The 13496-nt window shown below is 71.5% G+C and carries 10 protein-coding genes and 1 pseudogene; 2 read left to right on the top strand and 9 right to left on the bottom strand.

Features of this window, described 5'->3' with window-relative positions:
* Positions 1 to 79 precede the first annotated feature (79 nt).
* From J7F03_RS03990 to J7F03_RS03975, 4 genes are all read right to left on the bottom strand, one after another.
* On the bottom strand, positions 80 to 757 hold the full coding sequence (locus tag J7F03_RS03990; RefSeq protein ID WP_214947229.1) for a sporulation delaying protein family toxin: 678 nt from the start codon (positions 755 to 757) through the stop codon (positions 80 to 82).
* 272 nt (positions 758 to 1029) lie between these two features.
* Positions 1030 to 2004 (bottom strand): DUF1648 domain-containing protein, encoded by a 975-nt coding sequence (locus J7F03_RS03985; protein WP_214947228.1) that lies wholly within the window; start codon positions 2002 to 2004, stop codon positions 1030 to 1032.
* Positions 2001 to 2348, bottom strand: a complete 348-nt coding sequence (locus J7F03_RS03980; protein ID WP_214947227.1) for a GntR family transcriptional regulator — start codon at positions 2346 to 2348, stop codon at positions 2001 to 2003. Before J7F03_RS03980 ends, J7F03_RS03985 begins: the two co-directional genes overlap by 4 nt.
* A gap of 378 nt (positions 2349 to 2726) precedes the next feature.
* The gene (locus J7F03_RS03975; protein WP_251071399.1) at positions 2727 to 3650 is read right to left on the bottom strand and encodes a ParB N-terminal domain-containing protein; all 924 of its coding nucleotides are present in this window, start codon (positions 3648 to 3650) and stop codon (positions 2727 to 2729) included.
* 98 nt (positions 3651 to 3748) lie between these two features.
* Here J7F03_RS03975 and J7F03_RS03970 point away from each other — a divergent pair.
* A pseudogene (locus J7F03_RS03970) lies at positions 3749 to 4531 on the top strand (pirin family protein); the annotation flags it as partial.
* A gap of 18 nt (positions 4532 to 4549) precedes the next feature.
* Here J7F03_RS03970 and J7F03_RS03965 read toward each other — a convergent pair.
* The 4 genes from J7F03_RS03965 to J7F03_RS03950 all read right to left on the bottom strand — a co-directional run bounded on the left by J7F03_RS03965 (position 4550) and on the right by J7F03_RS03950 (position 9783).
* Positions 4550 to 5449 (bottom strand): RNA polymerase sigma-70 factor, encoded by a 900-nt coding sequence (locus tag J7F03_RS03965; RefSeq protein WP_214947226.1) that lies wholly within the window; start codon positions 5447 to 5449, stop codon positions 4550 to 4552.
* 74 nt (positions 5450 to 5523) lie between these two features.
* Positions 5524 to 6435, bottom strand: coding sequence for an NAD(P)-dependent oxidoreductase (locus J7F03_RS03960; protein WP_214947225.1), 912 nt, complete (start codon positions 6433 to 6435; stop codon positions 5524 to 5526).
* Between the two features lie 73 nt (positions 6436 to 6508).
* Positions 6509 to 7570 carry an AI-2E family transporter gene (locus tag J7F03_RS03955; protein WP_214947224.1) on the bottom strand — a complete coding sequence of 354 codons (1062 nt, stop codon included), beginning with the start codon at positions 7568 to 7570 and terminating at the stop codon, positions 6509 to 6511.
* A gap of 38 nt (positions 7571 to 7608) precedes the next feature.
* Positions 7609 to 9783 carry a SpoIIE family protein phosphatase gene (locus J7F03_RS03950; RefSeq protein WP_214947223.1) on the bottom strand — a complete coding sequence of 725 codons (2175 nt, stop codon included), beginning with the start codon at positions 9781 to 9783 and terminating at the stop codon, positions 7609 to 7611.
* A 150-nt stretch (positions 9784 to 9933) separates the two neighbouring features.
* On the opposite strand from J7F03_RS03950, the gene aspS reads away from it, so the two are divergent.
* Positions 9934 to 11751: an aspartate--tRNA ligase gene (gene aspS / locus J7F03_RS03945; RefSeq protein ID WP_214947222.1), complete on the top strand. Its 1818-nt coding sequence runs from the start codon at positions 9934 to 9936 to the stop codon at positions 11749 to 11751.
* A gap of 79 nt (positions 11752 to 11830) precedes the next feature.
* Here the strand turns inward: aspS and J7F03_RS03940 are convergent, their stop codons facing one another.
* Positions 11831 to 13432 carry a VWA domain-containing protein gene (locus J7F03_RS03940; RefSeq protein ID WP_308379034.1) on the bottom strand — a complete coding sequence of 534 codons (1602 nt, stop codon included), beginning with the start codon at positions 13430 to 13432 and terminating at the stop codon, positions 11831 to 11833.
* Positions 13433 to 13496 lie beyond the last annotated feature (64 nt).

Genomic DNA, 13496 nt, shown 5'->3' with positions numbered 1-13496 from the left:
GAAGGGAGGGTCCTCTGCCGCTGGGACGGGTACGCAGCGTCGGGGGCGGAGAGTCTGCAGCCTCTCAGCCCCCTTTCGCTTAGGCGGCCTTGAGTGCCTTCGTTACCTGGGCGACGGCCTCGTCCTTCGACAGCGGGGTGCCGTCACCGGTGGTGGGCTGCGGGCTCCAGAACCAGTTCTTGCCCTTGACGAAGTTCGCTCCCACCGCGACGGTGACCGTCACCACGGCGCCGGCCGCGGTCACGACGGCGGCGATATGGACGACCGCCGCGCCGACCGCGACGGTGACGCCGCACAGCTGGCCGTTCTCGACGGGAGTGGCCTTGTCGTCCTTCTGCGCCACGGACATCAGCATGTTCTGGGCGTCCGTGACGGCCTTCTCGACCTGGCGGGGGTCGCCGCTGCGGGTCTTCGCGCTGAGCTCCGCGAAGAAGGCGGGGGACCGCTTGTTGATCAGGTCGACGACAGCGTTCGAGGCCCGCACCTCGTCGAGGTCCTCGTTGTCGACGTGCTGGCGGGCCTCCGCGAACAGGTCGAGCTTCGACAGGTCGCTGCCGACCTCACCCTGGCCGAAGAACAGGCCCCGGAAAACCCTCTCGCCATCGGCCTTGGCCGAGGCGGGCGACGCGACGGAGACGGTCGCGACGGACTTGGTACCCGCGTCGGCCATCGCCGACGGGGCCGCGGCCACGCACAGGGCCGCTGCCGTAACGCCCGCGACTACCAGGATGCTGCGCTGCTTGATGTTCAACGTCATTCCCCTCGTTAGAAAAACATCAGGGAGCGGACAGGCTCTTGGTCACTCGCCCCCCGATGCGTGAACTTGCCTCCGTGATATTCGCATAGGAAATGATCATGGGTCGAGCAAATATGACCGCACTCACAGCCGGCCTAGATGGAAAGATGCCTTCCGGTGATCCTTCGCTTGTTTCCGGCCAGTAGTGGGGGGCCTGCTTGACTCGGGGGATCTGAGGGGGTGTCGATCAGGGCGACTCGGGCGAATGAATTTGGTCAGACTGACTTAATTGATTAGCCGGCGTGTCGGGTCGAAAGTGTGTTGAGCAGTGCGGCGCCGCGTTCGGCGTCATCGACGCTCACGGCGAACTCCGTTCCCTTGGTCGGATGGATGACCAGGCACTCGCCGGCCCGGAGCATCACCGTGGTGCCCAGGCCGCTGAGCCGGTAGCCCCAGCCGCCGACCTGCGCCGGGGTCCGCGTCTCGGCACGCGCCGAGACGATGTCCTGTGCCGACCAGCGACGCACCGGCCAGCCGAGCGGACCGAAGGCCACCTCCAGCCCGGACTCCGTCACCCGCGCCTGCACCGAGGCGCAGAACAGCACGAGGACCGAAGCGATCGCGAACGGGGCGATAAGCGCCCACTGCAGACCGATGAGACCGCCCGCGGCCGCGAGTACGGCGGCCGCCGCCACGAGGCCGGTGAGGGCGGCGGTCAGGTGAAGCCAGGGGTTCGCGGTGCGGGAGAGCCAGACGCGGCGCTCACCCTCAGGGATCTCCATGACCTCGCCGCTCGCGTCCTGTCCGGCGTGGACCGGGAGCGCCGCGCGCCGTCCGGCCAGCCATCCGAGCACACCGGCCACGACCGCGACCGCCGCCGTGACGGCCATCCCCGCGCCCACTGAACCGGCATCCCGCCAGTCGGCCTGGTCCAGATTGGCGCGGACGATCGAAGCCTGGGCGCCGGCCAGGAAGGCACCGCCAGACAGCAAGGACACCCCGATCCACGACCCTGCGGGCGCGCCTCCGCGCCGGCCGGCCATGGCGATGGAGAGCGCCAGAACCGCCCAGATCAGCGCCGGGAACACGGCAGCCGCCCACAAGGGCATCGAACCGTCAGGGGTCCCATCGCCCCAATGCGTGGCAAGGCGCTGCGGCAACCGGCTGCTCGCGGCCGGCGGAAGCCCGGCCAGCACAGCCAGTACGCCCACCGCCCAGGCCGCCGCTCCCCAGCGCGTGCCGCTCGTCCGCTTCGTACGGTCAGTCACGAAAGCCCCCTGATCATTTCAATGAGATCGTTCTTGCTGTAACCAAGGCGCGCGGCGTCGGCCACCAACTGCCTTGCATTGCTGAGTAGTTCCGACCGCTGGTCGGCGCCTTCGGCGACGGTGACCCCGCGACCGCGCCGGAACTCCAGCACCCCCTCGTCTCGCAGGGCGCGCAGCCCGCGCAGGACTGTGTTGGCGTTCACGCCCAGCACCTGGGAGAGATCCCGAGCCGGAGGCAGTCGGTCCCCTGGCATGCACTCGCCCTCGGCAATGGCACGCCGGATCGCCCCCGCCACCTGCTCGTGGAGGGGGCGGCTGTCCGTGGTGTCCAGTCTCAGCAGCATGATGCTAGTGAGCGTAGCACTATTGGCGTTATGGCGTCTGGTGTGCGATCAGTCCAGGAGGGAGTCGCCGCTACCGTTTCTGCGCCAGCGAGGTCACAGAGGCCACAAGACGGTCGGCGGCCGGGACGGTTTCCTGCCGCCGATGGGGACCCCACACCAAGCCTCTTCCCGCTGGTCACGGCTGTGGTGGTACAAACGCCTCTGGGGCCAACGCGTTGGCGTTGGCCCCAGAGGTCTTTATGGGGTCAGGTGCGGGTCGTCAGCTGTATGAGGGTGCGGCTCCGGGGTTGCTGCCGGCCGTCTCGAAGTGCTCGGCGGGGTCGGGGTGCTTGGCCTCCTACTGGGCGATCTTCCGCTGCCGGGTGTCGCAGGTGGTGCTCACGGGAGGTCGCGTTCCCGCCATGTGGCTGCCATTTCGGTCAGGGCGGTCATCGCGTGGGCGATGGTCTTGCGGGTGATGGGGCGGCCCGGCGCCTGGAACTGGGGGTCGTACTTGGCGAAGGTTCTGGTGCCCCGTGTCTGTGCCAGGGCCGGTACGACATCGCACAGGAGGTGGGTTGCGACCCTGCGCTGCCGCTCCTGTTCCTTGATGCGGGCTGTGTGCTTTTGCCAGGCCTGGATCGCGGTGAGCTCACCTGTGCTGACCTGGTCGGCGAGGTCGGGGGCCTCGGTGCGCAGGCGGGCGAGGTACTCCCGGCTGGCTTGTGCGCGGGCCTTGTTGTCGCGTGCGACCTTGTAGGCGTCGTCCAGGCTGACGGCACGTGTGATGACCGGGTCTACGAGTGTGGGCGCGTGTCGCATGACGATGTGTGCCAGGTCTAGCCGATCGGTGGTGACACCGGTCTTCTCGCTGAGGAAGCGCGTCGCGACTTCAGCGGGGAGATGCTCGTTCGTCTCATGCCGGGCATGGGCCTTGGTGGCGATCATCGCCGCCTGCCCCGTGGTCAGGTTGCGCTGGCGGATGTTGGCCGACAGGGCGTATCCGCCGGCGTCGTCGCCTTCGTAGGTGGTGAAGCGGGGCTCGACTCCGACGGCTTCGCAGACGGCGAGTCGGTGGCGGCCGTCGAGGAGGACTCCGTCGGGGTCGAGGACGATCGGGTGGCGCAGGCCGTGAACATTGATGGACTCGGTGAGGTTGCGGAGCTCCTCGTCGGTAAGCGGCGGGAACATTGCAGCGATGGGGTGGACCTTCAGGAAGTGCTCCTTGTGGTGTGGGTGTGCCGAGTGCACCGTGTGGGTGCCGCGCCCCTTGGCGGGGTTGGGGTAGGTATTAATGGTCTGGAGAATCCCCGGTTTCCCCAACCGGGGATCGTCGGCTATCTTTCGCCGGCTTTGTCGGTCAGCGCCGACGAGTGGAGTCGTTCGCCGCCCTGTTCACGGGTCGTCCGGCAGGCGTCGGGGGCAGAGTGAAGGGCACCCCCTGGCACCCCCACCGCGGCTTCGAGACCGTCACCTACCTGATCGACGGAACCTTCGTCCACCAGGACAGCAACGGCGGCGGCGGAGTCATCAACGGCGGCGACACCCAGTGGATGACCGCCGGCTCCGGCCTCCTGCACATCGAGGCCCCGCCGGAGTCCCTCGTCGTGTCCGGCGGGCTCTTCCACGGCCTCCAGCTGTGGGTGAACCTCCCCGCCTCCGACAAGATGATGCCCCCGCGCTACCAGGACATCGGCGGCGGCCAGGTCCAGCTGCTCTCCACCCCGGACGGCGGCGCCCTGCTCCGCGTCATCGCCGGTGAGCTGGACGGCCACCAAGGCCCCGGCATCACCCACACCCCGATCACGATGATCCACGCGACGGTGACGCCCGGCGCGCAGCTCACCCTGCCGTGGCGCGAGGACTTCAACGCCCTCGCGTACGTCATGGCGGGGCGCGGCACGGTCGGCGAGGACCGGCGGCCGGTCCACACCGGGCAGACCGTGGTCTTCGGCGAGGGCGGCTCGCTGACCCTGCGGGCGGACGACTCCCAGGACTCCAACGCCCCGGACCTGGAGATCGTCCTGCTCGGCGGGCAGCCGATCCGGGAGCCGATGGCGCACTACGGGCCGTTCGTGATGAACAGCAAGCACGAACTGCAGCAGGCGTTCGACGACTTCCAGGCCGGCCGGCTGGGCCGGATCCCCACCACGGCCCGCACCGGACTCGGCCACCGCGGCACCGGCGAGGCATCGGAGGACTGACCTCCCCGGGCCCTCGGGTCAGGCTCCCGCCGTGGGCTTCCGGTCCCCTCGCAGGCCGCGCAGCTTGTCGGGGTTGACCTGGAAGCGCAGGTTGCGCAGGAGGCCGGCCTCCAGGTCGAAGGTGAGCGCGCCCACGGGCACGTCCTCCATCAGGACCAGGGCGCCGAGTTCGCCGTTGACGACGGCCGTGGTGACGGTGGCGCCCGCCGCCTCGGCCTGGGTCGTGACGCGCAGCAGCCAGCGGGCGACGTGGTCGGGGCCGTGCAGGGGGTGGTGGGAGGCGGTGACCTTGCCTCCGCCGTCCGACCACGCGGTGACCTCGGGGGCCAGCAGCTCCATGACGGCGTTCAGGTCACCGCCGGCGCAGGCCTTCATGAACCGGGCGGTGACCTCCCCGCGCCGGGCGCTGTCGGTGTCGAACCGCGGGCGGCGGTCCTGGACGTGGTGGCGCGCCCGGTGCGAGATCTGCCGGACCGTCGCCTCCGGACGGTCGAGGAAGCCGCCGATCTCCACGTGCGAGTAGCCGAACACCTCGTGCAGCACGAACACCGCGCGCTCCACGGGGGAGAGGGTCTCCAGCACGACCAGCATCGCCGTCGAGACGCTCTCGGCCATCTCGGTGCCCTCCGCGATGTCGGGCGAGGCGGCCAGCGGCTCGGGCAGCCACGGCCCGACGTACTCCTCCCGGGTGGCGCGCGCCGACGTCAGCCGGTTCAGGGACAGGTTGGTCACCGTCCGGACCAGGTAGGCCTTGGGGTGGCGCACCGCGGACCGGTCCGCCCTGTTCCAGGTCAGCCAGGCGTCCTGGACTATGTCCTCCGCGTCGGTGACCGTCCCCAGCATCCGGTAGGCGGTGGCGAACAGCAGCCGCCGGTGCTCGGTGAAGGGATCGTGCTCCGACTCGCTCGTGATCGTCATCCGCATATCGTGCCAAACGGCACAAGCCCGTGGCCGGTTTTCATCGTCGGCCGGCCATCGTCGGCCGGCCATCGTCAGCCGGCCATGGCGGCGAGTCCGTCGCCGCAGGCCGCGTAGCGGGGCCTCCAGCCGAGCTCGGCCCCGGCCTTGGCGTTGGAGAGCCGCAGGCTGGTGGTGAACATCTTGTGCGCGTACGGCATCGGCCGGGTCAGCCAGGCCGGAACGGACACCGGCCGGGGGGTGCCGAAGGCCGCGGCGACCGCGGTCACGTGCGCGCCGAAGCCCGTCGGCGTGTCGTCCACGATGTTGTACGCCTGCCCCGGCCGCCCGCCTTCGACCGCCAGCGCGACCGCGCGCGCCGCGTCGCGCAGCTGGACCCACGGCAGGACCCGGCCCCCGTCGGCGACCGCCGGCAGGGCCCGCCTGCGCAGCGGCTCCACCAGCGCCTCGGTGCCACCGGGTCCGTAGAACAGGCCGAATCGCAGCGCGATGCCCTCGATCCCGTCGGCCCCGAGCATCTGCCCCTCCTTGGACCGCATCGCGTCCACGTGCCGCTGGGAGCGCGCGTCCAGGCCGGCCGGCCCGAAGACGTCCTCCTCCGTGATCACACGGTCCCCGAAGTCCCGGTACCCGTAGCCGAACGCCATCGACTCGGCGATCATCCGCCGCGCTCCGAGGACCCGGGCCGCTTCGACCAGGTGGGCGGTCCCCTCGACCCGCAGCGCGTCGGTCGCGCTCATGTCCCGGTGCCTCATCGGGGTCCTGCGCAAGGCGGTCGCCGCGTGCACGACCGTGTCGACCTCCAGCCCGTCCACGGCCCGCAGCAGGCCGTCCCGGTCCATCAGATCCGCGACCACCGCGTTCCCGGGACCCCGCCCCAGACCCAGGACGGTGTGGCCCGCCGCGGTGAGCTCCTCGGCGACGTGGCGCCCGAAGACCCCGCTCGCCCCTGCCAGCAGCACGCTCTTGGTGTGAGTCATGCCCATGGGACAAGTGGGCGCCGGGGAACGTGACACCCGCCGACGTGGCCCAGGACACAGCCGCGGACGCGGCCTGACTTCAGCCCGCCGTGGGGGTCCGCGCGGGCCCGGCCGCGTACCGGGTCCGCAGCTCGGACACCACCCCGAAGGCGGCCGCGGTCAGCGGTACGGCCAGCAGCATCCCGAGGATGCCGGCGACGCTCGCCCCGGCCGTGATCGCCAGCATGACCACCGCCGGGTGCATCTGCACGGTGCGGCTCTGCACCAGGGGCTGGAGCACGTACCCCTCGATCATCTGGACCACCAGCACCAGGCCCAGCGCCCACAGGCCGATCACCCAGCCCCGGTCGGCGAGGGCGACGAGGACCGCCACGGCGCCCGAGAGGAAGGCGCCGAGGTAGGGGATGTAGGCGGTCACGAACACCAGGGCGGCCAGGCCCACGGCGCCCGGAACGTCCAGGACCAGCAGACCCGCGCCGATCAGCACGGCGTCGACCAGGGCCACGAAGGTGGTCCCGCGCATGAAGCCCTCGACGGCCTCGTAGGCGCGCCGCCCCATCGCCTCCATCAGGTCGCCCGAGCGGCTCGGCACCATCGAGCGCAGCGTTCCCACGGCCCGGTCGGAGTCGCGGAGGAAGAAGAAGATCAGGACCAGGGCCAGCAGGGTCGTCGCGATCATCGTCCCGACCACGCTGAGCCCGGCGACCACGCCCGAGGCGGCCGTGCCGCCGAACTTGGCGAGCAGGTCCTTGGAGTTCTCGGCGACGTCCTCCACGGAGGTCCCGAGCGCCCCGAAGTGGTCCGCGAGGCCCTTGCCGGCCCGCCGCAGGGCGTCGATGATCTGGTCGCCCGTCTCGATGAGCGCGAGGACGACGACGTACGAGGCCCCGCCGACGACGGCGACCACGGCGAGGCAGGTGAGGGCCGCGGCGAGCGAGCGGTTGACCTTCATGCGGACCAGCCGCCGGTGCAGGGGCCCGAGCAGGGCCGTGCCGAGCACGGCCAGCAGAACGGGCGTGACGACTGTCCGGAAGACCGCGCACAGCCACACGACCAAGGCCAGCACGGCGGTGACGAGGAGGACGACGACGCACCAGGCGGCGAGTCGCCGCACGGGCTCGGGCAGCAGGGAAGTCGGCACGGCTCATCCAAGCACGGCCGGGACCGACCGCCCGGGGATCAGTCCAGCGGGTCGGAGTCGGGTTTGGAGCGCTCGTGCAGTTCGAACCAAGTGGACTTTCCCTCACCGCGCGGGTCGACGCCCCAGTCGTCCGCCAGCATCTCCAGCAGCAGGACGCCCCGCCCGCTGGAGGCCATCTCCCCCGGGTGCCGCTTGTGCGGCAGCTCGTCGGAGGCGTCCGCCACCTCCAGCCGCAGCCGGCGCGAGCCGAGCTCGCCGACGGCCTCCGCCATCAACAGGGCGTCCCCGTCCGTGTGGACCAGTACGTTCGTCACCATCTCGGAGACCATCAGCACCGCCGAGTCGACCTGCTCCGGGTCCGCCCAGTCGTGCAGCAGCTCCCGGATCTGCCGGCGCACCCCCGCGACCCGCTCCGGCTCCGCCTGGGCCACCGTGAGCATGGTGCGCCGGGCCGGGCGCGAGGGGTGCAGCAGCGGGCTCTCGCAGCCGCGGCCCGCGCCCTCGCGGCACAGCAGGACCACGGCTATGTCGTCCTCGCGCCGGTCGGCCAGCGGTCCGGTGGTGTGGTGCGAGGAGGGGCCGTGCACTGCCTGGACCAGCAGGTCGGCGAGCTCTTCGAGGTGGCGGGGCTCCATGCTCTCGGGATCGTGCGTCTCGGACTCCAGGATCGCCCGAAGCCGCGCCCAGCCCGTGTCGAGGTCGTGCCCGCCCGTCTCGATGAGCCCGTCGGTGCACAGCATCATCGTCTCGCCGGGTTCCAGGGTGAAACGCGTCGTCGGATAGTCGGTGTCCGGCACGATGCCGAGCGGCAGCCCGCCCGCCGTGGGCCGCATCAGGACCGTGCCGTCCGTCATCCGGATCGCCGGGTCGGGATGGCCGGCGCGGGCCACCTCCAGCAGCCCGGTCTGCGGATCGCACTCCACGTACAGACAGGTCGCGAAGCGCGGGCTCTGGAACTCGTCCTCCTCCGCGTCCGTGCCCGTGTCCTGCGCCGAGCACAGCCCCGCCAGGAAGCGCGAGGCGCGCGAGAGCACCGCGTCCGGCCGGTGGCCCTCGGAGGCGTACGCGCGCACCGCGATCCGCAGCTGGCCCATGAGCCCGGCCGCACGGACGTCGTGACCCTGGACGTCGCCGATGACCAGCGCGAACCGTCCCGACGGCAGCGGGATCATGTCGTACCAGTCGCCGCCGACCTGGAGTCCGCCGCCGGTGGGCACGTAGCGGGCGGCGATCGTCATGCCCGGGATCTCGGGGCCGAGCTGGGGCATCATCGACCGCTGCAGGCCGGTGGTGAGTTCCCGCTCGGATTCGGCCACTCCGGCGCGCTGGAGGGCCTGCGCGAGCATCCGGGCCACCGTCGTCAGGACGGACCGCTCGTCGGGGGAGAAGGACACCGGGTGCTTGAACGCGGCCATCCAGGCGCCCATGGTCCGCCCGGTGACGACCAGCGGCAGGAAGGCCCAGGAGAGGCGGCCGAAGCGCTGGGCGAGCGGCCAGGTGGCCGGGAAGCGCCGTTTGTAGTCCTCGGGGCTGGGGAGGTAGATCACCCGCCCGGTACGGACGACCTCCGCGGCCGGGTAGTCGGTCTCCAGCGGCATGTCCGCGAAGGGGCTCTCGTCGCCGGGATCGTGCCCGTGGTGCCCGATGATCGACAGCCGGGTGCCGGCCACGCCGAAGACGGCCAGCCCGTCGGGGATGAAACCGGGCATGGACAGCGAGGCCGCCACCCGCAGGACCTCGGCGGTGGAGCGGGCCTCTGCCAGCGCCCGCCCGGCGTCGAGCAGGAACGCCTCGCGCGAGCGGCGCCAGTCGCCGGTGATCGGGGTGTGCACGGCCGTGGTGCCGGGCTGCGCCTCCGCGATCTCCTGGATCGTGCCGATCAGCTCGTAGTCGACGCGGCCGTCCGGGCCGCGGTTCTCCAGAGGCTTCGAGCGGCTCCGTACGGTGCGCAGCACCCGCCCGTCCTCGTCCATGATCCGCAGCCGGGCCTCGGCGAGGGTGCCTTCGGCGACCGCCAGGTTCACGATGCCGTTGATCTCGTTCCAGTCCACCGGGTGGAAGCGGGAGCGCACGGCGACCTCGGGCAGCGCGACGGGCTCGACGGGCAGCCCGAGCAGCCGGGCGGCCTCGCTGTCGAGGGTGACCGTCCCGGAGGCGTTGTCCCATCGCCACAATCCGGTCGCGATGGCGGCCAGGACGTCCTCTGTGCGCACCCGGTCATCTATACAGGTCATACGCCTGACGTGCCTGTTCACCACTCCCTCCCGGGCCCCCTCCCGGGCACGCCCGCACGGGCTCGCGCCCCGGACGGTAACCTTGGGACGGTTGAATCCACCCTGGTATCACGTAGAACTGGATGACTGATGCATCGGTACAGGTCCCACACGTGCGGCGAGCTTCGTGCCTCCGACGTCGCCTCCGACGTCCGGCTGAGCGGCTGGCTGCACAATCGTCGAGACCTGGGCGGCATCCTCTTCATCGATCTGCGTGACCACTACGGCATCACGCAGCTCGTCGCCCGTCCCGGCACCGCCGCCAACGAGGCCCTCAGCAGCGTCACCAAGGAGACCGTCGTCCGCATCGACGGCAAGGTCGTCTCCCGCGGCGCGGACAACGTGAACTCCGAGCTCGCCACCGGCGAGGTCGAGGTCGAGGTCACCGCGGTCGAGGTGCTCGGCGCGGCCGCCCCGCTGCCCTTCACCATCAACACCGACGACGGGGTGAACGAGGAGCGGCGCCTGGAGTACCGCTTCCTCGACCTGCGCCGCGAGCGCATGCACCGCAACATCATGCTGCGCTCGGCCGTCATTGCCTCCATCCGCTCCAAGATGGTGGCCCTCGGCTTCAACGAGATGGCGACCCCGATCCTCACCGCGACCTCCCCCGAGGGCGCCCGTGACTTCGTCGTGCCGTCCCGCCTGAACCCGGGCAAGTTCTACGCGCTCCCGCAGGCGCCGCAGCAGTTCAAGCAGCTGCTGATGATCTCCGGCTTCGACCGGTACTTCCAGATCGCGCCCTGCTTCCGCGACGAGGACGCCCGCGCCGACCGCTCGCCGGGCGAGTTCTACCAGCTCGACGTCGAGATGTCCTTCGTCGAGCAGGAGGACGTCTTCCAGCCCATCGAGCGGCTGATGACGGAGATCTTCACCGAGTTCGGCAAGGGCCGCGCGGTCACCTCCCCCTTCCCGCGGATCCCGTTCCGCGAGTCGATGATGAAGTACGGCAACGACAAGCCCGACCTGCGCGCCAAGCTGGAGCTCGTCGACATCACCGACGTGTTCGAGGGCTCGGAGTTCAAGGCGTTCGCCGGCAAGCACGTGCGCGCCCTGGCCGTCCCGGACACCGCCGCCCAGCCGCGCAAGTTCTTCGACGGCCTCGGCGAGTACGCGATCTCGCTGGGCGCCAAGGGTCTGGCCTGGGTCCGCGTGGGCGAGGACGGCGCGCTGACCGGCCCGATCGCCAAGTTCCTCACCGAGGAGAACGTCAAGGTCCTCACCGAGCGCCTGGGCCTGGCCGCCGGTCACGCCGTGTTCTTCGGCGCGGGCGAGTTCGACGAGGTCTCCAAGATCATGGCGGGCGTCCGCGTCGAGGCCGCCAAGCGCGCCGGCCAGTTCGAGGAGGACGTCTTCCGGTTCTGCTGGATCGTCGACTTCCCGATGTACGAGAAGGACGAGGAGACCGGCAAGATCGACTTCTCCCACAACCCCTTCTCCATGCCGCAGGGCGGCATGAAGGACCTGGAGGAGAAGGACCCGCTCGACATCCTGGCCTGGCAGTACGACATCGTCTGCAACGGCATCGAGCTGTCCTCCGGCGCCATCCGCAACCACGAGCCCGAGGTCATGCTGAAGGCCTTCGAGATCGCCGGTTACGAGGCCGAGACCGTCGAGCGCGAGTTCGCGGGCATGCTCCGCGCCTTCCGCCTCGGCGCCCCGCCGCACGGCGGCATCGCCCCGGGCGTCGACCGCATCGTCATGCTGCTCGCCGACGAGCCGAACATCCGCGAGACCATCGCCTTCCCGCTGAACGGCAACGCGCAGGACCTGATGATGGGGGCGCCCACCATCCTGGAGGAGTCCCGCCTGCGCGAGCTGAACATCGCGCTGCGCAAGCCGGTGGAGACCAAGGCGCCCGACGCCAAGCCGGTCGCCGAGGCCGTCCACCCGGACGCCGCTCGCTGAGCGTAGGAGCCCAAGGGGAAGGGCCCGGGATCTTCGGATCCCGGGCCCTTCCGTCGTTCCGCTCCCTGCTCGCGCCTGGTCAGAACCGTTCGAGAATGCCCTTGAGGAGGGCGGCGGAGGTCAGTTCGGCCGGAGCGGGGCCGGCGTGGAAGAAGCCGGCGTTGTCGGCGTCCAGCTTGCGCAGGAAGTCGAAGGCCTTGGCATCGGGGTCGCCGAAGGCGACGAACTGCCAGTGGATGTCGTGGGCGGCCGCGTCGGCGAGTGCCTGGCGGGCGGGCTGACGGTTGTCGGGGGCGCCGTCCGTCTGGAACACGACGAGGGCGCGGCCCTCACCGCCGTCCTTCTGGTACCGCTCGACGATCTGCTCGACGGCGCGGTGGTAGCTGGTGCGCCCCATGTGCCCGAGCTCGGCGTGCCGGGTCTCGACCCAGGCCTCGTCGTGGCCCTCGAGGGCGAGGTCGGCGGTGCCGTCCACGTCCGTGGAGAAGAAGACCGTGTGCACGGTGGCGTTCTCGTCGAGGTGCGCGGCGAGCGCGAGGGCGTGGTCGGCGAGGTACTGGGCGCTGCCGTCCTTGTAGAACGGCCGCATCGAGCCCGACCGGTCGAGGACGAGGTACACCCTGGCCCGCGCCCCGGCCTTCCCCTTGCCCCGCAGCACCTGGCCGGCGGCCTTGCACGCGGTGGCGAGGGCGGGCGCGTGCCGCTTGACGGCCGCGAGCGCGTGAGCGGGGCCGCCGGCGGCCTCGGTCTCGTCCTGTGCCTGTGCCTGCGGCGCGGCGGCGTCGACCAGGGCCTCGGCCCCGGCTTCCTCCCGCGCCTGCGGCGCGACGGCATCGGCCTCGACGGCATCGGCCTCGACGGCGACGGCCGCGAGAGGCTCGGCCTCGGCGACCGGCGCCGGGTCCTCCGCGTCGGCGGCAGCCGCGAGCGGCTGAGCCTGCGCCTTCGGCGCGGCGGCCTCGACGGCCGGGGTCTGCGGCGCCTCGGCGGCGACTGCCTCGGCCTCGGCCGGTGCGGCCGGTGCTTCCGCGGTGACGGCCTCGGCGGCCGGGGCCGCCTCCGGCGTGGCCACGTCGGCCTCGGGGGTGGCGGCCGCGAGCGGCTCGGCCTCCGGGGTCGCCTCGGCGGCTGGTTCGGCCTCCGGGGTCGCCTCGGCGGCCGGTTCGGCCTCCGGCGCGGCAGCGGCATCGGCCTCGGCGGCGACGGCCGCGACCGGCTCCGCCGCAGCGGTGTCCTGGGCCTGCGGCTCGGCGTCAGCCGCGAGCGGCTCGGCTTCCGGCTCCGGGGCGGCAGCGTCGGCCTGTTCGGCCTCCGACGGGGCAGTGGCGAGTACGCCGGCCTCGGGCTCGGGCTCGGCCTGCGCCTGCGCCTGCGGCGCGGGTGCGGGGGCTGTCGGCTCCGGGGTCGCCGGGGCTGACGGGCTGCCCCCGGACGGGGACCGGCGGGCTTCCGGGACCGTGGGGTCCGGGGTGTGGGCCGGGGCGGGGGCCGTGAGGACGGTGCCCGGTTCGCGGTCGCGCGGTGCGGACTGCGGCGGGACCGTGGGGTTGTCGAAGGACGCCGCGACGAGTTCCGCCGCCGCGTCCAGTGGGGTGCGTTCGGTCTGGCTCGGAAGGGCCGCCGAAGGGGCGTCGGTAGTGTCCGGAAGCGGCTCCGAAGTCCGTCCGAATACCTTGCGCAACAAGCTCCGAATACCCATGGGCCAGGCCTTTCGCATGAGTGCGTGCGTCATTTGTCCGTGCTGC

This window comes from Streptomyces sp. ISL-43, assembly GCF_018614195.1.
GTDB lineage: Bacteria > Actinomycetota > Actinomycetes > Streptomycetales > Streptomycetaceae > Streptomyces.
This window is presented reverse-complemented; position numbering and strand designations above follow the sequence as displayed.